Annotated in this window: 24 protein-coding genes and 2 pseudogenes; 12 read left to right on the forward strand and 14 right to left on the reverse strand. The window is 29.8% G+C overall.

Translation table 11 applies throughout. The features are described 5' to 3' along the window. From ACTG3S_RS06580 to mgtE, 3 genes and pseudogenes are all read left to right on the forward strand, one after another. Positions 1-1023, forward strand: a pseudogene (locus ACTG3S_RS06580) (hypothetical protein); the annotation flags it as partial. An 18-nt stretch (positions 1024-1041) separates the two neighbouring features. After that, a complete protein-coding gene (rsmA, locus tag ACTG3S_RS06585; protein ID WP_439128568.1) occupies positions 1042-1845 on the forward strand; it encodes a 16S rRNA (adenine(1518)-N(6)/adenine(1519)-N(6))-dimethyltransferase RsmA in 804 nt (267 codons plus the stop codon). Beyond that, on the forward strand, positions 1835-3184 hold the full coding sequence (mgtE, locus tag ACTG3S_RS06590) for a magnesium transporter (RefSeq protein ID WP_439128569.1): 1350 nt from the start codon (positions 1835-1837) through the stop codon (positions 3182-3184). Before rsmA ends, mgtE begins: the two co-directional genes overlap by 11 nt. A gap of 200 nt (positions 3185-3384) precedes the next feature. Here the strand turns inward: mgtE and ACTG3S_RS06595 are convergent, their stop codons facing one another. From ACTG3S_RS06595 to ACTG3S_RS06605, 3 genes are all read right to left on the reverse strand, one after another. After that, positions 3385-4062 (reverse strand): response regulator, encoded by a 678-nt coding sequence (locus tag ACTG3S_RS06595; protein WP_439128570.1) that lies wholly within the window; start codon positions 4060-4062, stop codon positions 3385-3387. Beyond that, positions 4052-6001, reverse strand: coding sequence for a tetratricopeptide repeat protein (locus ACTG3S_RS06600; RefSeq protein ID WP_439128571.1), 1950 nt, complete (start codon positions 5999-6001; stop codon positions 4052-4054). The genes ACTG3S_RS06595 and ACTG3S_RS06600 overlap by 11 nt, the downstream gene beginning before the upstream one ends. 75 nt (positions 6002-6076) lie before the next feature. Beyond that, complete coding sequence (locus ACTG3S_RS06605; protein WP_439128572.1) at positions 6077-6604, reverse strand: RNA methyltransferase; 528 nt, start codon at positions 6602-6604, stop codon at positions 6077-6079. 124 nt (positions 6605-6728) lie between these two features. Here ACTG3S_RS06605 and mutS point away from each other — a divergent pair, with 124 nt between their 5' ends. Continuing rightward, positions 6729-9302, forward strand: coding sequence for a DNA mismatch repair protein MutS (gene mutS, locus ACTG3S_RS06610; protein WP_439128573.1), 2574 nt, complete (start codon positions 6729-6731; stop codon positions 9300-9302). Between the two features lie 132 nt (positions 9303-9434). Here the strand turns inward: mutS and ACTG3S_RS06615 are convergent, their stop codons facing one another. The 3 genes from ACTG3S_RS06615 to ACTG3S_RS06625 form a co-directional block, all read right to left on the reverse strand. Beyond that, on the reverse strand, positions 9435-9857 hold the full coding sequence (locus ACTG3S_RS06615; RefSeq protein ID WP_439128574.1) for a hypothetical protein: 423 nt from the start codon (positions 9855-9857) through the stop codon (positions 9435-9437). 9 nt (positions 9858-9866) lie between these two features. Beyond that, positions 9867-11063 (reverse strand): hypothetical protein, encoded by a 1197-nt coding sequence (locus ACTG3S_RS06620; protein WP_439128575.1) that lies wholly within the window; start codon positions 11061-11063, stop codon positions 9867-9869. Positions 11064-11890: 827 nt separating this feature from the next. Next, positions 11891-12097 (reverse strand): hypothetical protein, encoded by a 207-nt coding sequence (locus ACTG3S_RS06625; RefSeq protein ID WP_439128576.1) that lies wholly within the window; start codon positions 12095-12097, stop codon positions 11891-11893. Positions 12098-12202: 105 nt separating this feature from the next. On the opposite strand from ACTG3S_RS06625, the gene ACTG3S_RS06630 reads away from it, so the two are divergent. Continuing rightward, entirely contained in the window at positions 12203-12484 is a 282-nt protein-coding gene (locus ACTG3S_RS06630; RefSeq protein WP_439128577.1) for a Sec-independent protein translocase subunit TatA/TatB, read from the forward strand. 5 nt (positions 12485-12489) lie between these two features. Here ACTG3S_RS06630 and ACTG3S_RS06635 read toward each other — a convergent pair whose 3' ends face one another. The 4 genes from ACTG3S_RS06635 to ACTG3S_RS06650 form a co-directional block, all read right to left on the reverse strand. Continuing rightward, entirely contained in the window at positions 12490-13131 is a 642-nt protein-coding gene (locus ACTG3S_RS06635) for an O-methyltransferase (RefSeq protein ID WP_439128578.1), read from the reverse strand. 128 nt (positions 13132-13259) lie between these two features. Then, complete coding sequence (locus ACTG3S_RS06640; RefSeq protein WP_439128579.1) at positions 13260-13520, reverse strand: hypothetical protein; 261 nt, start codon at positions 13518-13520, stop codon at positions 13260-13262. A 4-nt stretch (positions 13521-13524) separates the two neighbouring features. Continuing rightward, entirely contained in the window at positions 13525-14091 is a 567-nt protein-coding gene (locus ACTG3S_RS06645; protein WP_439128580.1) for a sigma-70 family RNA polymerase sigma factor, read from the reverse strand. 26 nt (positions 14092-14117) lie between these two features. Beyond that, positions 14118-14597, reverse strand: coding sequence for a nuclear transport factor 2 family protein (locus tag ACTG3S_RS06650; protein WP_439128581.1), 480 nt, complete (start codon positions 14595-14597; stop codon positions 14118-14120). Between the two features lie 135 nt (positions 14598-14732). Between ACTG3S_RS06650 and panB the strand changes: the two genes are divergently transcribed. The 7 genes from panB to ACTG3S_RS06685 all read left to right on the forward strand — a co-directional run bounded on the left by panB (position 14733) and on the right by ACTG3S_RS06685 (position 18657). Further along, positions 14733-15551 carry a 3-methyl-2-oxobutanoate hydroxymethyltransferase gene (panB, locus tag ACTG3S_RS06655; protein WP_439128582.1) on the forward strand — a complete coding sequence of 273 codons (819 nt, stop codon included), beginning with the start codon at positions 14733-14735 and terminating at the stop codon, positions 15549-15551. 40 nt (positions 15552-15591) lie between these two features. Beyond that, positions 15592-15861 carry a four helix bundle protein gene (locus tag ACTG3S_RS06660; protein ID WP_439128583.1) on the forward strand — a complete coding sequence of 90 codons (270 nt, stop codon included), beginning with the start codon at positions 15592-15594 and terminating at the stop codon, positions 15859-15861. A gap of 109 nt (positions 15862-15970) precedes the next feature. Beyond that, positions 15971-16909, forward strand: coding sequence for a 2-hydroxyacid dehydrogenase (locus ACTG3S_RS06665; protein ID WP_439128584.1), 939 nt, complete (start codon positions 15971-15973; stop codon positions 16907-16909). Positions 16910-16933: 24 nt separating this feature from the next. Next, complete coding sequence (locus ACTG3S_RS06670) at positions 16934-17389, forward strand: DUF1801 domain-containing protein (RefSeq protein WP_439128591.1); 456 nt, start codon at positions 16934-16936, stop codon at positions 17387-17389. 5 nt (positions 17390-17394) lie between these two features. After that, on the forward strand, positions 17395-17781 hold the full coding sequence (locus ACTG3S_RS06675; RefSeq protein WP_439128585.1) for a VOC family protein: 387 nt from the start codon (positions 17395-17397) through the stop codon (positions 17779-17781). Positions 17782-17807: 26 nt separating this feature from the next. Continuing rightward, complete coding sequence (locus ACTG3S_RS06680) at positions 17808-18245, forward strand: hypothetical protein (protein WP_439128586.1); 438 nt, start codon at positions 17808-17810, stop codon at positions 18243-18245. A gap of 13 nt (positions 18246-18258) precedes the next feature. Further along, the gene (locus ACTG3S_RS06685; protein WP_439128587.1) at positions 18259-18657 is read left to right on the forward strand and encodes a DoxX family protein; all 399 of its coding nucleotides are present in this window, start codon (positions 18259-18261) and stop codon (positions 18655-18657) included. A gap of 141 nt (positions 18658-18798) precedes the next feature. Here ACTG3S_RS06685 and ACTG3S_RS06690 read toward each other — a convergent pair whose 3' ends face one another. The 4 genes and pseudogenes from ACTG3S_RS06690 to ACTG3S_RS06705 form a co-directional block, all read right to left on the reverse strand. Beyond that, positions 18799-19656, reverse strand: a complete 858-nt coding sequence (locus ACTG3S_RS06690) for a class I SAM-dependent methyltransferase (protein WP_439128588.1) — start codon at positions 19654-19656, stop codon at positions 18799-18801. Positions 19657-19712: 56 nt separating this feature from the next. Next, on the reverse strand, positions 19713-21590 hold the full coding sequence (gene mnmG / locus ACTG3S_RS06695; protein WP_439128589.1) for a tRNA uridine-5-carboxymethylaminomethyl(34) synthesis enzyme MnmG: 1878 nt from the start codon (positions 21588-21590) through the stop codon (positions 19713-19715). A gap of 48 nt (positions 21591-21638) precedes the next feature. After that, positions 21639-22049: an rRNA maturation RNase YbeY gene (ybeY, locus tag ACTG3S_RS06700; RefSeq protein ID WP_439128590.1), complete on the reverse strand. Its 411-nt coding sequence runs from the start codon at positions 22047-22049 to the stop codon at positions 21639-21641. Continuing rightward, positions 22046-23747: pseudogene (locus tag ACTG3S_RS06705) on the reverse strand (DUF4175 family protein); the annotation flags it as partial. The gene ybeY and the pseudogene ACTG3S_RS06705, both read right to left, overlap by 4 nt.

Consider the following 23747-nt stretch of genomic DNA (forward strand, 5'->3'; position numbering starts at 1 on the left):
GCACTAAAAATAAATAACGTTAATGAAAACAACAAAAAGGCTGAAATTAAAGAAAACTATTACATTCAAATCTTAGAAGATTTAAGTAGAGATTACAATTACATCAATTCAGAAATAAGAAGATTAAAAACAAACATTGCACTTTACAATAAGTATACAAGCAATTTTTCTAAAAACAGTAATTTAAAAGAACTGCTTTATAGCCAAACAAAGCTAAATTACAACTATATGTATTTAGATTTTAATACCAACACTATAGAAACCTTGCAAGCTACAGGAGACATTAAATTAATGCCTTCTGCTATTAGAAACAGCCTCATAGATTTAAAAAACCTTCAAGATAATTTAATTAAAACTACCTCTACAAACGATGATAACTTTGCTGAGACGTTAATTAGTGCAACAAAATTGGGCTTTTCTCCAAAATTATTGCAAGCCTTAAATAACCCAAAGAATAAAGATACAGAACCTTATAAAAGCCTTAACGTCGAAAAAAACTATCCTCAAATTGGACTCATTGTAAACGCTGCATATATACTTAAAAACATTACAGAAAACGACCAATTAAGAAGTTCTCAAAATATTTTAAATCAAATAAAAAATGTATTTCAACTTGTAAATGCAAAACTTAAAACACCCCATGAAAGTATAGAAAATGTAAAAAAAGGTCTTATAAAATTAGAAAAACTACTCGGTGAAGGTAAAACACTAGATGAAGTGATAACTATTGTTAAAAATGAAGATAGAGCAAACCCTGTTTATAACATAACAGAAAATTATATTAATAGTCTGGGGTATTACTATTTAACAACATTAAAAGAATACAAAAAAGCACTTAAAATTTTCAAATTAAATATTGAAATGTATCCAAACGCATGGAACACTTACGATAGTTATGGAGAATGTTTACTAAAAATGGGTGACACTTTAAAGGCTGTAAAAGCTTACAAAAAATCTTTATTATTAAACTCAGAAAACGAAAACGCTAAAAAAATAATTTCTACTTTTGGTACACAAAAATAACTCTAAACTACACTGATAATGGCTGTCAAAGCAAAAAAACACTTAGGTCAACATTTTTTAAAAGACGAGAGTATTGCAAAAGATATTGCTGATGCCTTAACAGAAAATGGTTATTACAATGTATTAGAAATTGGCCCTGGTATGGGTGTTTTAACAAAATATTTATTGCAAAAAAAACCAAAGGTTACAGTAATGGAACTTGATAGAGAATCTGTAACCTACTTAAAAGACGTTTTTCCTGTAGAGCAATTAAATGTAGATACCTCTGCAGAAAAGTTTAAAATTATAGAGGGTGATTTTTTAAAGCAAAGTCTACAAAGCATCTTTGCTGACCAACAAGTCGCAATTATAGGTAATTTTCCTTACAACATCTCTTCTCAAATTGTGTTTAAAGCAATAGAAAACAGGGAATTTGTACCAGAACTTTCTGGTATGTTTCAAAAAGAAGTAGCTAAAAGAATTGCAGAAAAAGAGGGTTCTAAAGTATATGGTATTTTGTCTGTTTTAACACAGGCTTTTTACGACGTAGAATATCTTTTTACAGTGCCTCCAAGTGTTTTTAATCCACCACCAAAAGTAGATTCTGGCGTAATTAGATGCATCAGAAAAGAAAACTACACACTCCCTGTAGACGAAAAACTGTTTTTTAGAGTCGTAAAAACAGCTTTCAATCAACGCAGAAAAATGTTACGTTCTAGTTTAAAGTCTTTTCAACTTTCGGATTCTTTAAAAGAAGACCCTATATTTGCCAAACGCCCGGAACAATTATCGGTTTCAGCATTTATTTTACTCACTCAAAAAATAGCAGAAAATGGCATTTGAAATTACAGAAGAATTTTTAGACAACCTAACAGTGCTTATTACTGCTAACAATGGTAAAGCAATAACAGCCCTATTTTCTGAAGTACATTATGCAGATATTGCAGAGGTTTTAGACGAGCTAGATTTTGATGAAGCTGTTTACATAATAAAACTTTTAGACAGCGAAAAAACATCTGAAATTTTAACAGAGCTAGATGAAGATACACGTGAGAAAATTCTAGAAAGTCTTTCTGCTAAAGAAATTGCCGACGAGATTGGCGAAATGGATACAGATGATGCAGCAGATATTATTGGAGAACTTTCTGAAGAGCGACAAAAACGTGTTATAAATGCTTTAACAGATGATGATTTAGCCGCAGATATTAAAGAACTATTGTCTTACGAAGACAATACTGCTGGTGCTTTAATGGCTAAAGAATTGGTAAAAGTTTACGAAACTTGGACAGTTGCAGGTTGCATGCGTAGAATTAGAGGGCAAGCCAGTGAAGTTACCAGAGTGCACTCTATTTATGTAGTAGATAAAGAAGAAAAATTGGTAGGTAGATTGTCTTTGAAAGACTTGATTATTGCCAAATCAGACCAAAAAATAGCAGACATTTCTAAAAATACAGTAGATGCAGTAAATGTTTCTTTAGATGATGAAGAAGTGGCTAAAATTATGGCAAAATACGATTTAGAAGCCATACCAGTTGTAGACGATAACAACGTTTTATTAGGTAGAATTACCATTGATGATATTGTAGACGTTTTAAAAGAAGAAGCAGATAAAGATTACCAAATGGCTGCTGGTTTAACACAAGACGTAGATTCAGACGATAGTATTTTTGAATTGACAAAAGCACGTTTGCCTTGGTTATTTTTAGGCTTAATTGGTGGTGTAGGTGCTTTTATTATAATGGAAGGTTTTCAAGGTGTGTTTTCTAAATATGCAGCCTTGTTCTTTTTTACACCATTAATTGCAGCCATGGCTGGTAATGTAGGTGTACAATCTTCTGCAATTATTGTGCAAGGTTTGGCAAATGATGATGTAAAAGGAAGCATTAATAGCAGACTTTTAAAAGAAATGTTATTAGCTGCGTTAAACGGATTAATTCTTTCGCTATTTTTATTTCTCTTTGTTTGGATATATGAAGGAAAAATAGATTTGGCTTTGGCCATTGCTGTTTCTTTAGTCGTGGTAATTATTGTAGCAGGTCTAATAGGTACTTTTGTGCCATTATTTTTAAATAAAAGAGGTATAGATCCAGCCATTGCAACTGGGCCTTTTATAACAACTTCTAATGATATTTTTGGTATCCTAATTTACTTTATGATTGCAAAAGTGATTTTAGGGATATAAAAAAATCTTTCAGTTTCCTGAAAGATTTTTTCCTTTTTCATATTGTTGATAAAAGCCCCTAATCTTAAACCAGCAATAATCCCATTTTTTGGTTGTAATTGTTAATTCAAACACTTACGCGTCAAAATTACAATATAATTAAAAAATAAAGCTGTAAGAAACCGCATAGGATAATGTGGTTTTCCGCAAAAAGTAAAAAATTAATCTATAATACCCAATTCTTTGGCTTTTAGTACCAAATCTGTATTATTATTGGCATTTAAATCTAATCTTAAATTTGCTAATTTAGTTTCTATAGAGCGTAGTTTTAAAAAAGACCCATCTTCTTTTCTAATAAAACCTTCTAAATTAGAAATTTTAGGATGCTTTGGTAGTTCTTTTAAAACCTGAATTGCAACCTCGTCCATTTGAATTTGAACAATATTTCTTCGCATCAATTTTTGATACACTTCATGCGTATAATGAAATTGGTTTTCGAGCATTTTTTGGATTGCAAAACCAATTTCTGTAGCATCGCACTTACTTTTTAATAAATATGCGTCTGGTTTTAAATTACTAATTACATTATACACTCTGTTAGTTTCTGTATGAGCAGTAATTACGCCTATTTTTATTTTGAAATTATCATTTCTAATAGCCTTTATTAATTCTTCTCCACCATCTAAAATTGTATCTTTTGTGGTGTTATTAAAACTTAAATCTGTAAAAAGTATTTGAAAAGGATTATTTTTTTGATTGTTTTTTATCAACTGAAAAGCTTCATCACAAGTATTTGTAGTTATTATATCAAAATCGCCAACTTCATTTAAAGAGCATAAAACACCTTGTATTATTAGTTGATGATCATCAACAATTAAAATTCTTGTTTTATTTGGCATTTTTTGGGGTTTCAATTTTTGTTATGGTGCCTTTTTCTAATTCGCTTTCAATCAAAAAAGTACCATTAATTACTTCTACTCTTTCTTTTAAATTATTTAAACCAATACCGTTTTTCTTAGCCTTTACATCAAACCCCTTTCCATTGTCAGAAATTGTTACTTGTATTGTTTTTTTTGATGCTTCGAAAATTATAATAATTTGTGAAGCTGCTGCATATTTTTTCGTGTTTTGGATGGTTTCTCTAATTGCTAAAAATAAGGTTCTTTTTATAGAGTTATTTACTTCTTTCCAAAGAATAGCATCAATATTTTGTACTTTAATTTTAAAATTAGGTTCAAAATAATCTGAAATTAAATTAATTATTTGATCTTTAAAACATACTTTATCAAAACTTTCGCTACTTAATTGGTGAGATAAATTACGAATATTATCATTAATAATATCAAGCTTTTTAGCCTCTTCTAATTGATTGGTTTTTGCCAATTTTAAATGTAGCATTCTAATATCTCCAGCTACCTCATCATGTAAAGATTTTGCAATTTGTTGTCTTTCTTTTTCTCTAGCTTCAACCTGTTTTAATTTTGTATCAAACAACAACTTTTTTCTTCTACTTGCAACCACACTTGTACCAAAACCAATAAAAAGAATACCTGCACCTGCAACCAACCAACCAATTGTTTTTTGTTGAGTTTCGCTTTCTAAAAGCAACTGTTTTCCTTGATTTTCTAGTTTTAAGCTTATGTTTTCTTTCTCTTTTTTTTCAGTCTCATATCTTACTTTTGCAAACTGATTTTTTCTAGTTCTTTCTCTTATAAACAAACTATCTTTTAAATGAACATATTCTTTAAAATACTTTTTAGCAGTTTTTCCGTTAGTTAACTCTGTTAAAAACTGTAAGCACTCTAAAACCTGTTCATTATTTCTTGTTTTTTTTCCTAATTTTAAACCAATCTTAGCATGTTTTTTTGCTAAATTATACTGTTTATTTTTTATGTATGCTTCTGCTAAAAGGCTATGTGAAACACTTTCTCCGTATAAATATTTCGTATTTTTTCTGCCTTCTAAAACTATTTTATAGCCTTTTATTGCTTTTTCTATTTTACCTTGTTTAAAATATACAGAAGACAAACTTCCTAATAAGTTTTGGTATTGTCTTGGGTATTTTATCGCAATACTATCAAAACGTAAACCTTCTTCATACAGCTCAATTGCTTTATCAAAATTCCCTTCATCTACATAGGTTGCCCCAATATTATTAAATAAGTTTAGATAATTTATCTCTCTTCTATGCTTTACAGGATTAAACTTAGCCATTTCTCTTGCCTTAATATAATAGGCTCTAGATTCTTTGGGTCTGTTTAAATGTCCTAAAGCATTTCCTAAAGTTTGATATAGTGAAATTAAAGTTCTATATTCTTTATCTACTGAAGGTTCTATATATTTTAAGCCTTCTACAGCTGTTGTTTGACCTCCCAAATAATCGAATTCTTTTACTTGAAGAATGGCCATAGACAATAATCTTCTACCAACTTCAACAGAATCTTTTAAAGTAACAAAAATATTTTTTGACTCTTGGTAAAAATAAAAACTACTGTCTAAATTATTTTTTATTTTATGGTTTAAAGCAGCAAAATGGAATGCTTTTGCTAAAGAAAAAGAATCTTTACGATCTTGAAAATGTTTTAGTAATTTATTTTTAGAAAAAGTTAAGCCTATAGTGTCTTTAGCAAAATAACTTGCCTTGGCATATTCGATACAAGAGTCTTGTAATAAAGAATCTATTTGCAAGTTTTCTGAAAGTGCAATTGCTTTTTTAAGGTAGTGAGTCTTTTTTATTCCTTTCGCATTTTTTAAATAAAAAGAAAGAGAATCTTTTGGTTTTTGCGAAAACACATTAAATATGACAAAAAAAAGTATGAGAGTAATCTCTTTTTTCATAGTACAAAGAAGCCTTTTCCTTCTTAATTTTATAGCACCATAAAATTAGTTCTTTCATCATTAAAAACAAAATTTCTATTGCATTTTCTGAAACAAATCCCAAATTACAACCCCTGTGGTTACAGAAATGTTTAAAGAGTGTTTGGTACCTAATTGCGGAATTTCAATACACAAATCAGCAGCATTTACAACCTCTTGTTGCACACCTTTTACTTCATTACCCATTACAATGGCATATTTCTTGTCTTTGTCTGGTAAAAATGCGTTCAGTTTTGTTGAGTTTTCCGCTTGTTCAATAGCTAATATTTGAATCTTTGAATCTTTTAATTTTTGAATAAGCTCGAGCGTATCTTCAGCATATTCCCAAGCAACAGATTCTGTGGCACCCAAAGCAGTTTTATGAATGTCTTTGTTAGGTGGTGTAGCACAAATACCACACAAATAAATTTTTTCAATCAAAAAAGCATCACTTGTTCTAAAAACAGAGCCAATATTATTTAAACTTCTAATGTTGTCTAAAACTACAATTATAGGTGTTTTTTCAACTGCCTTAAACGCATCAACTGAAATTCTACCTAACTCGTTATTTTTTAATTTTCTCATATCTTGTGAATAAGTTAACTGCTAACTGCTACTGTAAACTGCTTACTAATTTTTACCTTCGCAAAACTAACCCAAAAATTTCTAAAACTTGGCAAAATCCAAAGCAAAAAAGGTAACCCCTTTAATGAAACAGTACAATGCCATTAAGGTAAAATACCCTGATGCTATGTTGCTTTTTCGTGTGGGAGATTTCTACGAAACTTTTGGAGAAGATGCTAAAAAAGCAGCCGAAATTTTAGGCATTATTTTAACAAAACGAGGTGCTGGTTCAGAGTCTGAAACAGCGTTGGCTGGGTTTCCTCATCACTCTTTAAACACCTATTTACCAAAGTTGGTAAAAGCAGGTATGCGTGTTGCTATTTGCGATCAGTTAGAAGACCCAAAAATGACCAAAAAAATTGTAAAACGTGGGGTTACAGAATTGGTTACACCTGGTGTTTCTTTAAACGACGAAGTTTTACAATCTAAAAAAAACAACTTTTTAGCAGCTATTCATTTTAATAAAAAACAAATCGGAATTTCCTTTTTAGATGTTTCTACTGGTGAGTTTTTAGTGGCAGAAGGAAACGCTGAATATATTGACAAACTGGTTCAGAATTTTGGTCCGAGCGAAATTTTAGTAGAAAAACAACACAAACAAACCTTTTTAGAGCTTTTTGAAAACAGGTATTATGCATTTTATTTAGACGATTGGGTTTTTCAAACAGCATATGCCAATGAAACTTTACAAAATCATTTTGAGGTTAAAAACTTAAAAGGTTTTGGTGTAGAAGATTTAAAAAACGGAATTATTGCAGCTGGTGCTGTGTTGTATTATTTATCGGAAACACAACACAATCAACTAAAACACATACAATCTATAAGCAGAATTGCTGAAGATAATTATGTTTGGATGGATCGATTTACAGTTAGAAATTTAGAGTTGTACAACCCAAATTCTGTAAATGCGGTTACGCTTTTAGATGTGATTGATAAAACCATATCGCCTATGGGTGGTCGTTTGTTAAAACGTTGGTTGGCTTTACCGCTTAAAAATATCGACGCTATTAAAAATCGTCATGAATTGGTAAAATTTTTTATAGATGCTACTGATTTTTCAAAAACAGTTACCTATCAATTAAAACAAATATCAGACTTAGAAAGGTTAATTTCTAAAGTGGCAACTGGCAAAGCATCACCTAGAGACATTGTTTTGTTAAAAAACTCTTTACAGGCCATTTTACCCATAAAATCGGCAGCAGAAAAAAGTAAAAATAAAACGGTTAAAGAGTTGGGTACACAACTACATTCTTGCGACGTTTTAATTGCTAAAATTTCTGAAACTTTGTTTGATGATGCTCCTGTAAACATCAATAAAGGAAATGCCATTGCCAATGGTGTACATCAAGAATTAGACGATTTACGCGCCATTTCTAGCTCTGGAAAACAGTATTTAAATGAGTTATTAGCTCGTGAAACTGAACGAACTGGAATTAGCAGTTTAAAAATAGCATTTAACAATGTTTTTGGGTATTATATAGAGGTTAGAAACACGCACAAAGACAAAGTGCCCACAGAGTGGATTCGTAAACAAACCTTGGTAAATGCAGAGCGCTATATTACTGAAGAACTCAAAGAATACGAAACCAAAATTTTAGGTGCCGAAGAAAAAATACAAGTTTTAGAGCAAGAAATTTTTAGCAAATTATTGCAATATATTATTCAGTTTGTGCAAAAAGTACAAGAAAATGCGCAAATTATTGCCAAAATAGACTGTTTGCTTGGTTTTTCTGTATTGGCTGTAGATAATAATTATGTGCGACCAATTATGGATGAAAGTACAGATTTAGACATTAAAAACGGACGACACCCAGTTATAGAAAAACAATTGCCAATAGACCAAACATATATTGCTAACGATGTTGTTTTAAACAGAAATCAGCAACAAATAATTATGATTACTGGACCCAATATGTCTGGTAAATCTGCTATTTTAAGACAAACTGCTTTGATTGTTTTGTTAGCGCAAATGGGAAGTTACGTACCTGCACAAAATGCAAAAATTGGTATTGTAGATAAAATTTTTACCAGAGTTGGTGCTAGTGATAATATTTCTATGGGCGAATCTACATTTATGGTAGAAATGAATGAAACTGCCTCTATCTTAAATAACGTTTCTGAGCGTAGTTTAATTTTGTTAGATGAAATTGGTAGAGGAACCTCTACTTATGATGGAATTTCGATTGCTTGGGCCATTGCAGAGTTTTTGCACGAACATCCTTCTAAGGCAAAAACATTGTTTGCCACCCATTATCACGAACTGAACGAAATGACAGCTACTTTTGAGCGCATTAAAAACTTTAATGTATCTGTAAAAGAATTGGAAGACAACATTATTTTCTTGCGTAAGCTGGCTTCTGGAGGTTCTAACCACAGTTTTGGTATCCATGTTGCTAAATTAGCTGGTATGCCCAATATGGTGATTCATAGAGCGAATAAAATATTGGCACAATTAGAAAAAAACAATAAAAATGCTGAAGTAAAAGATGTTTTAAAACAAGCACAACATGAAGAAATGCAATTGAGCTTTTTTCAGCTAGATGATCCTTTGTTAGAAAACATTAGAGAAGAAATTTTAGCGACCAATATTGATACTTTAACACCTATTGAAGCGTTGATGAAATTGAATGAAATTAAGCGAATGTTGGTGAAGAAATAACGTATTTGTATTATGAAAAGTAGCAGAATAAAAATGCAGCAAATTTTCAATTTTTTAATAAAGATAGCAGAAAAGAACAAGCTTTGGAGTTTGCACTTAACTGCTATTTTTTATATACGTGGTTGTGCCACGTTATTTTTCATCACGCACAAGTTTATTAATTCTTATTCCATTTTTTTCATTTATGAAACCAAAAAGTGAATTATTTTCAATCTTATAAATTAAAAAATCTTTTTTTGAAACAGGTTTTCTAATTTTGTTAATAGAATCGTTTACGAAATTTATATTGTTAACGTTAAGTTTTAGACTATCGTTACTTATGCTCCAAAAGCCTTTTATTAATAGACCACATGTCTCATAGTGGAATGTACTGTCTTTTTTTAAATTTAATTTTAAACCATTTATTTCTTTAGTCGTATTATATATTAAGTTTTCGATAAAATTCAATTTTGAACTTTTATAAAAACCGACTATATCAAAACTTTTGTTTTTTTTGTTGCAAGATGTAATCGTACAAATGATAATAAGTGATATGTAATAAAACAACTTTTTCATTTTTAATCTTTATTGAAATTCTAATATTAAATCATTTTCACTTTTATTAGTTATTCTATCAATATCTTGTTTTATATCATTAAGAATAAATTGAAAATCAGGGTTTTCAGAAATAACTTTATAATCATTAATTATTGAGTTTAAATCGTTGTTTAGATTTTCATTTATTATGATGTCTGATTCTATATTATTGTCTAAAAGTTTGCTTATTGATTGATTCAATGAAGGTAAAGTTTGAATCATTTTTATAAAAGTAGAAGTATTATAGTCAGAAATTAAAATAAATTCAGAAATACCGTAATAATAATCAATATGTTTTAAACCTAAAGAATTCTCTGCTAAAAATTCATCTCTTAATTGTCTGTGTAAATTTAGATTAAATAAATTAGTAGCTTCATTTTCGGTAACTAACGATTGTTGTATTGATTCATTTTGGACAGATGGTGCTTTACAAATTTGACCACCACCTCCACCACTTGGATTGCAATAATATCCGCCATCACAAGTTCCTATTCCTGATTCTGAACAGCCAGATCTGCAGTCAGCTAATCCAGCATCCTCATAAATTGAAATTGAATTTTTTTGTAAAAAATTACTTTTAGGATACTTGTGTCTTAATACAAATAAATTAAATTCATTTCGTGTAGTATTTCTTCTATTTGTGTGAGTATTGTCATCTATATTGAAAAGTCTACTTACAGTAATGTTTCCTGAATTATAATCTTTATTTTTATATTTCCAAACTAAAAAATTTTGACTTTCAGTATTCATAAATGTTTCTTTTAACTCTTTTTTTAGTTTAAAAGATTCACCTTCTTTTAAATAGAATTTATGAACTATCTGATTATTATCTTGAATATCATAAATAGAGAATCCAAAAATATCACTATCTTTAAAATTACCAGAGTTATTATCATAATGATATGTAGTGATACCTTTTATAAAGCCTATTTCGACATTCTGTTTTAGAAAATTTTTATTTATAATATCGTTGTAAACATATTTAATTTCAGCCGAGTTTAACGGTAAGACCGAGAACTTAACCGCTGTCTTTTCAGGTGTGATTACATTTGTTGATGAATTGTAAAATGTTTCTTTTATTTTATTTATGTTTATTGATGATGAAATTTGATTTTCAGTGCTTTTTTCGCAATTAAAAAAAGTTATTAAAATACTGAAAATTAAAAATTTATTTATTTTTTTCATAATTATTATTTTTTTAATTTTTCTACTCTTTCGATTTTCGATTTACTCGTTTGCAATTTTTATAGTATTATTTACAACTTTCACATATTATTGACAAAAGGTGGTAAGTCTCTTTTTTATACCCTTCTTTTTTAGCAATTATTTTTGTTGTAAACATAAGCGATAAAAGGAGTGTTGTCAATCCCTGAATTCAGGTATATTTTTGCATCCCTGTTTTCAGGGATATATGTACCTGAATTCAGGGATGTTTTATTTTTAAATAACTAATTATCAATTATTTGCATTTAGATAGAACTCTGTTTTTTTACAATAAAAAAGGGTTATAAAATTAAAAAAAGTAGAAAGGGAGAACTGCAACTCTGTTTTTTTCAGTTAGATGACCCTTTGTTAGAAAACATTAGAGAAGAAATTTTAGCGACCAATATTGATACTTTAACTCCTATAGAGGCCTTAATGAAATTAAACGAATGTTGGTGAAGAAATAAAAATAATCAAATTAAAAATTTTACTATTTAATACTAAACGCGGTTTTTATATAGATAGAAAAACAATAAAAATCATCAAGGAAATTGTAATTAAAAGAAGTAATATTTCTGCTTTTTTATTATATTTTTCATTCCCATTTATGGCTTTCTTAAGCGTTTTTATTCTCTTATGTAAAATATAAAAAAAGAAAGGTAAAAGTGCTAGTGGTATCATAGAATCCATAACCTAATTTATAAAAAAACGTTTATATAAAGACTAAATATAAGGAAAGCTACACTTGTTGGTCCTACAAGTCTTAATGCTAAAAGAGAGAAACTTTAAATATAAAACTGCTAAAAATTTTAAGCACTTACTACTTTATTTTTATTGGCATAGTAACTAATAATACAAGCCAAAGCACCAATAAAAGGAACTAATAAAATAAAAGCGCCCCAGATTAAAAAACGTGTGTTGCTCTTGTTTTTAGAGGCCAATACCAAAGCATATACTACTAAAAACAATAGTACTGTTAGCATAATAATAATCTGAAAAGGGTAAAGAAATAACATAAGCGTCTTTTTTTGTAAAGATAATACTTTAAAAAAAAACAGAAAGTAACGTTAAAGAAATAATACTTTATTCTATTTCTTAAAATAACTCATTATCTTTGTAATATGAATACAATATTCTTATTTATTAGCGGTCCAGAAATTATGGTTATCATGTTAATTGTGGTAATGGTTTTTGGTGCAGATAAAATACCCGAAATCGCAAGAGGTTTGGGCAAAGGAATGCGTCAGGTAAAAGACGCCACAAACGATATTAAAAAAGAAATAAAAGACAGCTCTGAAAAGACAAAAATAGATACAGATGTTGCCAAAGACATCAATAAAGAAATTAATGCTGTTAAAGATGATATAGACGATTTAACAGGCCCCATCAAAAGGCAATTTTAAGCTATTTATTTTACTCTACTCACTGTTAAACCATCTCTAATAGGCAATAATACGGTTTCTAACCTAGCATCTTCATTTAATAGTTGATTATACGCTAAAAGCACTTTGGTATCTGCGTCTTTAGGATCTAATTCTTCTACCACTTTACCACTCCAAAGTACGTTATCAGACAAAATAATACCTCCAGGATTCATTTTATCAATTATTAAATGAAAGTAATTGATATAATTAGATTTGTCTGCATCAATAAAAACCAAATCGAATTTTTCTTCTAAAGTGGGGATTATTTCTACAGCATTACCAACCAATTGTGTTATTTGGTTTCTATACCCCGATTTTTCGAAATATTTATTTTGTAACGTTTCTAATTCTTCGTTTTTATCTAAGGTAATTATTTGTCCGTCTCTTGGCAAACCTTCTGCAAAACACAAAGTTGCATAACCTGTGTAAGTACCAATTTCTAAAATATTTTTTGGGTTGATGATTTTTGTTAACATCGATAAAACACGACCTTGAAAAGCACCACTTAACATTCTAGGGTTTAGTACTTTTTGCCAAGTTTCTCTGGTAAGTTCTTGTAAAATTTCAGGTTCTTTTTGCGTGTGTGCTACAACGTAATTGTCTATTTTTTCAGGTAAAAATTCCATTTTTAATTAATTTATACTGTTTTCTAAAAGCCAATTTTTAGATAAAATTTGCTTTTACAGAAAATCAAAATTACAAAAAAACGGAACCTATGTTTATAAGTTCCGTTGAATTTTAATTTTTAAGAAATTTAATTCATTTCTTCTAAAGCTTTTTTCATTTTTTCTTTTTCTGCTTCAGAAATACATTGTTTATGACTTTTGCAATTGCTTGCATACCCTTTGTACAGTTTTGTAAGCTTTATGTTCTGTTTGGTGTACAAAGCACAAATTTTACAACTAATAAAATGAATATTTAACTTAAATAGTTCTAAAAAAGAGGCTTCTCCATATTGATTTTTATCACAAATGGTTGTGGCCTCATCGCAAGTTATTTTTAAACTTTTAAACATTTTTTTAATTATTAAACCAGTTATCTTCCATACATTTTCTAAGCTGTGTTCTTGCTCTATGTATCATAACCCATAAATTGGACGCTGTAATATTTAAGTCCTTACAAATATCTTCTGTTGCAAATTCATGTATGCTTTTCATTCTAAAAACCAAGGCATATTTTTCTGGCAAATTATCTATACAAGCATCTATTTGCTGTCTCAATTCTACTGTTTCTATGTTTTTTTCAGAAGCATTGTCCCAACTTTGTGGCACACGCTCTTCTAACCAATTTCCTTCATTTTCGCCATCATTGTAAAAATTCATTCTAACCTCTGCTTGTCCTTTTTTAGAATTTATTTTTCTGTAATGATCTATAATTTTTCTTTTTAAAATAGATACCAACCAGGTTCTCTCTGAGGCTTTTTCTTGAAAATTTTTAGCAGATTTTAAACCTGCAAAAAACGTTTCTTGTACTAAATCTTTGGCTAAATCGCTATTATTAACACGAGAAATTGTATAATTAAACAGGTAATCTGCATAATTATCAATCCATAAATTAGTATTTATTGTATGTTTTTCTTGTGCCATTTAAAAAATAAAAATCAAATATAACGCTAATTTTTTTCATTTAACGGCTTACAATTTTCTCTTCTTCTTATATCTACTAAATAAATAATTTTCCATTGATTATCCTCTTTAAAAAGCTGAAAAGAATTGGCACCACAATGGCTAAATTTTCCATTAAAGTAAAACTCATAAGGTGTCCAAACAGATGCTAAATTTGTATCAACATTAATTTGATACGAAAGTAACTTTTCTAAATACACATGTTTTGGGTTTTTGTTGGCTATTGATGTTAATAATTTTAGTCTACTTTCTGTGGTTAAAAGACTAGTACCTTCTTTATTTATAGAGGTTGTTTGTATTTTAATATCTTTATGAAGTGTGGCGCGCATTATTGTGCTATCACCTTGATGTAAGCCTTTAAAAAAGGTAGAAATTACCTTTTTAATGGCTTTTTTATCGTTGTTTTCTTGTGCGTTTATGTTCGTTATTAACAAACAAAAAAATAATAAAAACCATTTTTTAAGCATCGTACGTTTATTTTAAAGTGGTTAAAGCTACTAAATTAATTTTAGATTGTAATATTTCAATAAAAATAGCCAACAAATAGCAATAACAAGAATTCTATTGCTTTTTCTTACTTTTACCACTTTAAACTTAAAAATATGTCTGTAGCTAAGAAACAATATAAACGTGTAACCGTAAAATCTTTGGTAGAAATGAAAGCAAATAGAGAAAAAATCTCTATGCTAACTGCGTATGATTATACCATGGCAAAAATTTTAGATAGTGCTGGTATAGACGTCTTGTTGGTGGGCGATTCTGCTTCTAATGTAATGGCGGGTCATGAAACTACGTTACCCATTACATTAGACCAAATGATTTACCACGCAAGTTCTGTTGTAAGGGCCATAGAGCGTTGTTTGGTGGTGGTAGATTTGCCTTTTGGTAGTTACCAATCAGACCCAAAAGAGGCTTTGCGTTCTGCTATTAGAATTATGAAAGAATCTGGTGGACATTCTATAAAACTAGAAGGTGGTAAGGAAGTAAAAGAATCTATAAAACGAATTCTAAATGCTGGCATTCCTGTAATGGGTCACTTAGGCTTAACACCACAATCTATCTATAAATTTGGTACCTATACAGTAAGAGCCAAAGAAGAAGAAGAGGCAGAAAAATTAATGGACGATGCTTTAATGTTAGAAAGAATTGGTTGTTTTGCGTTGGTTTTAGAAAAAGTACCCGCAAAATTAGCTAAAAAAGTAGCAGATGCGTTAACTATACCTGTAATTGGTATTGGTGCTGGTAATGGTGTTGATGGTCAAGTTTTGGTAACACATGATATGATTGGTATGACACATGAATTTAATCCGCGTTTTTTACGTAGATATTTAGATTTGTTTAATGAGATGACTGGTGCTTTTGAGAGTTATATAACCGATGTTAAAAGTGGCGATTTCCCGAATGAAAAGGAGCAGTATTAATATAGGTTATTAGTTTATTAGATTTTTAGAATATTAGAGTATGCATCGTTATAAAGACTTAAAGTTTTGGCAGTTAAGCAGAACTTTTTGTAAATATATTTACCAAATTACAAGCTCTTTTCCTAATAGTGAAAAGTTCGGTTTAGTGTCACAGTTAAGAAGAGCTGTAGTTTCTATTCCATCGAATGTTGCTGAAGGCGCTTCAAGAAATTCTAACAAAAATTTTTCGAGATTTTTAACAATAGCACTAGGTTCTTATTACGAAATCGAAACACAACTTTTAATTTCTTTTGATTTAAATTTTATTTAAAAAAATGAACTTGAAACGCTTGATGACACTTTACAGCAAATCATTAAAATGATGTCAAAATTCAATTCAACTCTAAAAATCCAATAATCTAGTAATCTAACAATCTGTTTTGAAAATATTACACCTAGATACCAACCACCCTCTTTTAATTAATCAATTAAACGATTTAGGTTTTATAAATGATGAAGATTACACATCTTCAAAACAAGAAATTGAAGCCAAAATTCATAATTATGATGGTTTTATTATTCGAAGTCGATTTTCTATTGATGTACACTTTTTAGACAAAGCCACAAAGCTAAAGTTTATTGGACGTGTGGGCGCAGGTTTAGAAAACATTGATTGTGAATATGCAAAATCAAAAAATATCGAATTAATTGCAGCTCCAGAAGGTAACAGAAATGCAGTTGGAGAGCATTCTTTAGCCATGCTTTTATCGCTTTTTAATAAATTAAACAAAGCTGATAAAGAAGTCAGAAATGGAAAATGGTTGCGTGAAGAAAACCGAGGAATTGAACTAGATGGAAAAACCATTGGTTTGATTGGATATGGAAATATGGGTAAAGCTTTTGCCAAAAAATTACGTGGTTTTGATGTAAAAGTGCTTTGTTACGATTTAAAACCCAATGTTGGTGATGAAAATAGCAAACAAGTTTCTTTAGCTGAATTACAAGAAAAATGTGACGTTTTAAGTTTGCACATACCACAAACAGACCTTACAAAAAAAATGATAAACGCCAATTTTATCGACAGTTTTAAAAAGCCCTTTTGGTTGATTAATACTGCTCGTGGATCTGCAGTTGTTACCCAAGATTTAGTAGCAGGTTTAAAATCCGGTAAAATTTTAGGCGCTGGTTTAGATGTTTTAGAATACGAAAAATCATCTTTTGAAAACCTTTTTTCTGATAATAAAATGCCTGAAGCATTCGAATATTTAATCAAAGCAGACAATGTAATTTTATCTCCACATGTGGCGGGTTGGACTCTTGAAAGTAAAGAAAAATTAGCGCAAACTATTGTAAATAAAATCAAAGAAAAATTTTGTTAACTTGTTGGCTTAAAACCAACAATGATGCAATACAAAGCAAATTCACCCGAAGATTATATAAATCAGGTTCCAAAAGAAAGACAAGTTTCACTTAAAAAATTACGAGAAACCATCAACCAAAACCTACCAAAAGGCTTTGAAGAAGGTATACAATATGGTATGATTGGGTATTATGTTCCTCATAAAATATATCCAAATGGCTACCATTGCAACCCAAAAGAACCTTTGCCTTTTCTAAGCTTTGCATCGCAAAAGAATTCTGTAAACCTTTATCATAGTGGTATTTATGCAGTTCCAGAAATTCATGATTGGTTTGTCAACGAGTATCCGAAACATTCTTCTGGAAAATTAGATATGGGTAAAAGTTGTATCCGTTTTAAGAAAATGGATGAAATTCCTTATGAACTAATTGGCGAGTTGTGTAAAAAGCTATCCGTAAAAGAATGGATAGAAATTTACGAAACGAACACTAAAAAATAGTAAAAATGAAAAAAAGAGTCACAGGAGTTGGGGGATTATTTTTTAAATCTGAAAATCCAAAAGCAAGCAAAGATTGGTACAAAAAACATTTAGGTTTTAACACAGATGATTATGGTTGTACTTTTTGGTGGAAAGATTCCGAGGAAAAAGAGGCCTCTACACAATGGAGCCCTTTTGCAAAAGATACTACTTACTTTGAGCCTTCTAAAAAAGACTTTATGTTTAATTATAGAGTAGAAAATTTAGCAGAATTATTAGTAACGTTAGAAAAAGAAGGAGTAACCATTGTTGGAAAAATAGAAGAATATAGTTATGGTAAATTCGGTTGGATTTTAGATAACGAAGGAAATAAAATTGAACTTTGGGAGCCTAAAGATGAGGCGTTTAAATAATATAATCAATTAAATATCAACCAATTATGAGTAAAAAAGAAGAAAGTGCAAAACCAGATGAAATTCAAAAAAAAATTATTGAAGAAACCAAAGATTCTATGAATGAATTAAAAGAAAAAGCAGGCAACATAAAAAATGAAGCCAAAGAAATAGCGAAAGAATTTACGGAAGATGCTACCAAAGCTTTTGATACTGCCAAAGAAAAAATAAACGAAACATTTTCTGACGAAAATATGGAAAAAGTAAAAGACAAGCTAGATGAATATACAGATGAAGCCAAAGAAAAAGTAAGCGAGTTTGCAGAAGATGCTAAAGAGGTTTATGATGATGTGGCAGAAAAAGCATCTGAATTTGCAAGTGAAGCTGCAGAAAATTTAGCAGATTTAGCAGAAGATGCTAAAGAAGAAATTGAAGAAGCAACCAAAAAAACAAAAGGATTTTTTCAAAGATTATTTGGAAAATAAAAAAAGATAGACAATGAACTTTTTATCAAATTACCCAGCAGAAGTTTTAATACTGCTTTTTTTAATTGTTACTTTTTTACAATCTGGCATAGACAAAATGTTAGATTGGAAAGGGAATGTTGCTTTTATAAAAGACCATTTTAAAAATTCGCCTTTAAAGAATAGTGTGCCCTTACTCTTATCAATTATTTTGTTGATAGAATTAGTAGCTACTTTTTTTATGATTGTTGGCGTGTTTCAATTATATACTTCAGAAGCAAAAGAAATTGCTTCATTCGGAATAGAGCTCTCTGCCATCACTTTAATTTTTTTATTAATTGGGCAACGCTTGGCAAAAGATTATGCAGGAGCCATGTCTTTAACAGTCTATTTTATACTATGTGTTTTCGGTATTTATCTTTTAAATAGTTAAAAACTATAATTTTTTATTTTCTATAAGTATTAACTATTAAAAAAGCCTTTAAAAACAAGTTTTTAAAGGCTTTTTTATTTTCTGTAAGGTAATTCTATAGGATATTGGCTTAAAAGCAGTAAAATAGCCTTAAAATCTAAATTATTGGTTTTTTATCACGTAAATCAGAGAAGAATATTCAGAATTTCGTTTTGCCTTTAAATTTGATCTAAATCCGTTATAAAATGCTTTTACAGGATTCATTTTTTTGGTTTTATATTTTTCACTTAAAAGCGAAACATAATACGCATCAAACTTCATCGGTTTTGTTTGCACAACTTTCATTTGTACTTCTGCAAATAATTTATGTATCGATTCTTGAGAGAAATGCCAAAGATGTCTAGGTACATCAAAAGCAGCCCAATGTTCTTTGTATAATTTTGCATCAAAACTTTTATAATTTGGTACAGCAATTACCAAATAACCATTTTCACTTAAAAGAGCTTTTAATTTTTTAATGTAGTTTTTTAAATCTCTTACATGTTCTAAAACATGCCACAGCGTAATTACATCAAAACTTGAACTCTCAATTTTATAAAGATCATCTTTTAGATAAACGCCTTTTTTGTGAGCAACATCTCTTGCTTTAAAACTTGGTTCTACTCCTAAAATATTCCAATTATTATTACTGCAATATTTTAAAAAATCTCCAGTTCCTGCACCTACATCTAAAATATTTTTTTGTGGCGTATTAAATGAGTTTATCAGTTTTAATTTTTGTTGTAGAGTAATATTTTTAACCTTTTGATAAACTTTATCTAAAACTGATTTTTTACTATCTGTATGCGAAATGTAATTTTCGCTCTCATAAAAATCCTCTAACTTTTCTGGCACGGGTGTTGTTACCAACATCTCATATTCTTGATTAATATTTACTTGAAAATTTTTACCAGAAACCGTATAATCCTTGCAGCTTAAAAAAGGTTTTAAATTGGTATAGAGTTTTTTTTCAATCTCCATTTTTTACTTTTTACACAAATTGTTCCACGAGGAACACTCAGCAATTTTTTATTTTTTTACCTACCCATATACACCAACAACACAGAAATATCACTTGGTGAAACACCACTAATTCTACTTGCCTGAGATATAGATGTTGGTTTTATTTTATTTAATTTTTCTCTAGCTTCGTAAGAAAGCGATTTTACTTTTTCATAATTAAACGTTGCAGGAATAATTACATTTTCTAATCTATTTAATTTGTCTGCATTGTTCTTTTCTTTTTCTATATACCCAGAATATTTTAAATGTATTTCTGCTTGTTCTATAACCTCATTATCTATGTCATTCTCAGCAATAAAATCATTTAACTTTTTAATATTTTTAAAATCTGCAAAGTTCAATTGTGGTCTAGCTGCGATTTTAAAAAGCTTCATAGACTGTTTTACTAATGCTAAATTTTTAGCTTCTAAAATCGGATTGATCTCTTCTTGTTTTACACTAGTTTCGTTTAAGAATTGAATTAGTAAATCTGTTTTTTCTTGCTTTGCGATAACTCTATCTAAACGTTCTTGAGTTGCTAAACCAATTTTATGTCCTCTAGGAGTTAATCTTAAATCTGCATTATCTTGTCTTAATAAAGTTCTATATTCTGCTCTAGAAGTAAACATTCTATAAGGCTCTTCTGTTCCTTTTGTAATTAAATCGTCTATTAAAACACCTATATAAGCTTCGTTTCTTTTTAGAATAAAAGGTTCTTTATCTTGAGTTTTTAAAGCTGCATTTACACCAGCCATTAAACCTTGTGCAGCTGCTTCTTCATAACCTGTAGTTCCATTAATTTGACCTGCAAAAAATAAGTTTTCTATCAACTTTGTTTCTAAAGAATGTGTCAATTGTGTAGGTGGAAAATAATCGTATTCTATGGCATAACCATATCTAAAAAACTTGACATTTTCAAAACCTGCTACAGAACGGATTGCTTTGTCTTGAATATCTTCTGGCAAAGATGTAGAAAATCCATTTACATACATTTCACAAGTTGTCCAACCTTCTGGCTCTACAAATATTTGATGACGTTCTTTCGTTGCAAAACGATCTATTTTATCTTCGATAGAAGGACAATATCTTGGTCCTGTAGATTGTATTCTACCATTAAACATTGGCGAACGATCAAACCCTTCTCTTAACAAATCATGCACATCTAAATTGGTATAAGTTAACCAACAAGATCGTTGTTTTTTTAAAGAAGAAGTAGTTGGTAAATAAGAAAATTTTTCAGTGATTTCATCTCCAGGTTGTTCTATCATTTTAGAATAATCTAAAGATCTACCATCAACTCTTGGAGGTGTTCCTGTTTTCATTCTCCCAGATTCAAAACCTTTTTTCACCAAGTCTTCTGTAATTCCTGTAGAAGCTCCTTCTCCTGCTCTACCTCCACCAAAACTTTTATCCCCGATATGAATTAATCCATTTAAAAAAGTACCAGCTGTTAAAATCACTGTCTTTGCTTTTATTTCTAAACCCAAAGCAGTTTTTACTCCAATAATTTTATTGCCATTGAACAATAAACCATTTACAGAATCTTGATAAAAATCTAGATTCTCAGTTTCTTCTAACATGGTTCTCCAGCATTCTGCAAATTGCATTCTATCAGATTGTGCTCTTGGACTCCACATGGCAGGTCCTTTAGATTTGTTTAGCATTTTAAACTGGATTGCAGTTTTATCAGTAACAATTGCACTGTAGCCACCCAAAGCATCAATCTCTCTTACAATTTGTCCTTTTGCAATACCACCCATTGCAGGGTTACAACTCATTTGTGCAATATTTTGCAAATTCATTGTAATTAACAAGGTATGTGCACCCATATTAGCACTTGCTGCAGCAGCCTCACTTCCTGCATGACCACCACCTACTACTATAACATCAAATGTTGTTGAAAATAAACTCATATTCTATAGTTCCACGTGAAACTTTTATTTTATTTAATTGATAATCAATTACTTAATTAAAGATAAGGCTAAATTTTCTTGATTCGTCATTTCTAATTGCTCTTTTTCGGTCTTATCTTTAAAACCAATGTAATGTAACACACCATGTATCATTACTCGATGCAATTCTTCTTTAAAAGAAACTTTAAAATCTTTTGCATTATCTGCAACTCTTTCAACAGAAATATAAATATCACCATTGATTAATTTTCCTAAAGAATTATCAAAACTGATGATATCTGTTAAGGTATCATGATTTAAAAATTCTACATTTAGTTTGTGCAAATAATCATCATTACAAAAAATATAATTCACCTCACCTAATTCACAGTTGTGATTTGTAATGGTTTGATGAATCCACTTTTCTACTGATACTTCGTCATCTAAAATAAAATTGGTTTCGTAATTAAACGTAATCATTCTTTTTTTTCTGGTTCAGAAAAATACTCTCGAACCTTTATTTTATAATTTTGCTGCAAAGGTAAGGATTGTCTGTTTAATATTTCTATTTGATTGTAAAACTGCTTTTTAAATTCAAGCGCCTTAACTTTGTTTCTTTGGCGCTCTTTTAAATTTGCAGAAGATTTTCTTTTATTGTCTTTACCTTGTTCTAATGCTGCCTTATCTAATTTTAAAAGTTGATAATTTAATCTTTGCATTTTTTGAATGGTTGCAGCATTAAAACCTTTTTCTAAAATTTCGTTTTCTAAATGCTCCATCGTTTTTAAAGCACGTTTTGCAGCTCCATTTCCATGTGGATTCCCTTGTTCTGCTTCTTTAATTGCTTCTTGTAACTGTTGCCTTAATAGCGATTGTTGCTTGTAAATTTCATAAATTTCGCCATCTAAATCATCGTTTTCACCATTTCCATTTTCTCCGCCTTTACCTTCACCTTTTCCTTGTCCTTTACCCTCTCCTTTTTCAGAAGATTTTTTTCCTTTACCTGATTCACCTTTTTTTCCATTTTCGCCAGGTTTCTTTCCTTCTTTACCATCTCCAGGTTTCTTTCCAGATTTATCTCCTGGCTTCTTACCGCTTTTGTCTCCTTTCTTTTTTCCTTCTTTCATTTTCTCAGCTAAATCTTGCTGCTTTTTAATAATATCTGGTAAACTAAACTCTCCTGACTTTTTTCCTTTGCCCATTTTCATAGACATGGAGTTTTTCATGCTGTTTAGGATATTACTTAAATAATCGGCCAAATTATTTGTTGCCGTCATTACATAACGTTGGTTAGAAAGTCCGTTATTAAAACGATTTTCAGAAAAATTTTCTAAAGATTGTTCTAAATTGTAATGAGTGGTAGATAAATCGTCTTGAATTTTAGCAGAAATTTTTGGCAGACGCATGGAAAGTACATACAAACTATCGTCTATATGTTCAAAATAAGTTCGAATATCATTTTGCTTTTTTAAGTCCTTACCAAAGTCTGGATGTGTTGTAGAAATATCACTAAACTTATTCATTAAGTTTTCTTGTTTAAAAGAAAATGTAACTAAATTTTCTAATATTTTACGCAGATCATCCATGTTTTCTTCCATAGATTCACCTTCCATAGCTTGCATTGCTTTTTGCATTTTAGCACTCATCTCTTTCATTTTTTGAGCGCTTTTTTTCTGATTTTTTTTGGCGGAGTTTTTGTCTTGTTTCTGTAAATTTTCTTCCGATTTTTTTAACTCTTCGTCTATGGCTTCTTTCTCCTCATCTACATCTGGCAATTCCATGGGTTCTTTTAACTTTTCGTTGTCTTTTGATAACTCTTCTAATTCCTCTTTTAGATCGTTAAACTCTTTATTGATTTCTTGTTGTTCTTTAACTGTTGTGTCTTCTTTTTTTGCAAGCTCTTCTTGCTTTTTTGCCAATTGTTCTAGTTTATTAGCAATCTGCATTGTTTTTTGTTCTACATAAAAACGTTTTGTTAATTCTAACATACGTTCTAAACTACGCTGTTGTTGCTTGTTTTGTTGTGCTAATTCTTTGGCTTTTTTTACTAAATCTTCTTTGTTTAGTTTTTCTGCCATTTTAGCAATTTCTTCCAGTAACTTCTCTTGTCTTTCGTGCTTTTTTAATTCTTCTATACGTTTTTTTAATTCCTCTTTTTTTTCTTGTAAGTTTTTATTT

It is taken from the genome of Polaribacter sp., assembly GCF_965656025.1.
Classification (GTDB): Bacteria; Bacteroidota; Bacteroidia; order Flavobacteriales; family Flavobacteriaceae; genus Polaribacter.

Bases quoted from the DNA above. Each gene is read 5' to 3' on its own strand.
- ACTG3S_RS06630 (WP_439128577.1), top strand. From the start codon at position 12,203: ATGAATACAATATTCTTATTTATTAGCGGTCCAGAAATTATGGTTATC.
- mutS (WP_439128573.1), top strand. From the start codon at position 6,729: ATGAAACAGTACAATGCCATTAAGGTAAAATACCCTGATGCTATGTTG.
- ACTG3S_RS06600 (WP_439128571.1), bottom strand. From the start codon at position 6,001: ATGAAAAAAGAGATTACTCTCATACTTTTTTTTGTCATATTTAATGTG.
- ACTG3S_RS06640 (WP_439128579.1), bottom strand. From the start codon at position 13,520: ATGTTTAAAAGTTTAAAAATAACTTGCGATGAGGCCACAACCATTTGT.
- panB (WP_439128582.1), top strand. From the start codon at position 14,733: ATGTCTGTAGCTAAGAAACAATATAAACGTGTAACCGTAAAATCTTTG.
- rsmA (WP_439128568.1), top strand. From the start codon at position 1,042: ATGGCTGTCAAAGCAAAAAAACACTTAGGTCAACATTTTTTAAAAGAC.
- ACTG3S_RS06635 (WP_439128578.1), bottom strand. From the start codon at position 13,131: ATGGAATTTTTACCTGAAAAAATAGACAATTACGTTGTAGCACACACG.
- ACTG3S_RS06645 (WP_439128580.1), bottom strand. From the start codon at position 14,091: ATGGCACAAGAAAAACATACAATAAATACTAATTTATGGATTGATAAT.
- ACTG3S_RS06685 (WP_439128587.1), top strand. From the start codon at position 18,259: ATGAACTTTTTATCAAATTACCCAGCAGAAGTTTTAATACTGCTTTTT.
- ACTG3S_RS06650 (WP_439128581.1), bottom strand. From the start codon at position 14,597: ATGCTTAAAAAATGGTTTTTATTATTTTTTTGTTTGTTAATAACGAAC.
- ACTG3S_RS06660 (WP_439128583.1), top strand. From the start codon at position 15,592: ATGCATCGTTATAAAGACTTAAAGTTTTGGCAGTTAAGCAGAACTTTT.
- ACTG3S_RS06675 (WP_439128585.1), top strand. From the start codon at position 17,395: ATGAAAAAAAGAGTCACAGGAGTTGGGGGATTATTTTTTAAATCTGAA.
- ybeY (WP_439128590.1), bottom strand. From the start codon at position 22,049: ATGATTACGTTTAATTACGAAACCAATTTTATTTTAGATGACGAAGTA.
- mgtE (WP_439128569.1), top strand. From the start codon at position 1,835: ATGGCATTTGAAATTACAGAAGAATTTTTAGACAACCTAACAGTGCTT.
- mnmG (WP_439128589.1), bottom strand. From the start codon at position 21,590: ATGAGTTTATTTTCAACAACATTTGATGTTATAGTAGTAGGTGGTGGT.
- ACTG3S_RS06625 (WP_439128576.1), bottom strand. From the start codon at position 12,097: ATGTTATTTCTTTACCCTTTTCAGATTATTATTATGCTAACAGTACTA.
- ACTG3S_RS06670 (WP_439128591.1), top strand. From the start codon at position 16,934: ATGCAATACAAAGCAAATTCACCCGAAGATTATATAAATCAGGTTCCA.
- ACTG3S_RS06620 (WP_439128575.1), bottom strand. From the start codon at position 11,063: ATGAAAAAAATAAATAAATTTTTAATTTTCAGTATTTTAATAACTTTT.
- ACTG3S_RS06605 (WP_439128572.1), bottom strand. From the start codon at position 6,604: ATGAGAAAATTAAAAAATAACGAGTTAGGTAGAATTTCAGTTGATGCG.
- ACTG3S_RS06615 (WP_439128574.1), bottom strand. From the start codon at position 9,857: ATGAAAAAGTTGTTTTATTACATATCACTTATTATCATTTGTACGATT.
- ACTG3S_RS06690 (WP_439128588.1), bottom strand. From the start codon at position 19,656: ATGGAGATTGAAAAAAAACTCTATACCAATTTAAAACCTTTTTTAAGC.
- ACTG3S_RS06595 (WP_439128570.1), bottom strand. From the start codon at position 4,062: ATGCCAAATAAAACAAGAATTTTAATTGTTGATGATCATCAACTAATA.
- ACTG3S_RS06680 (WP_439128586.1), top strand. From the start codon at position 17,808: ATGAGTAAAAAAGAAGAAAGTGCAAAACCAGATGAAATTCAAAAAAAA.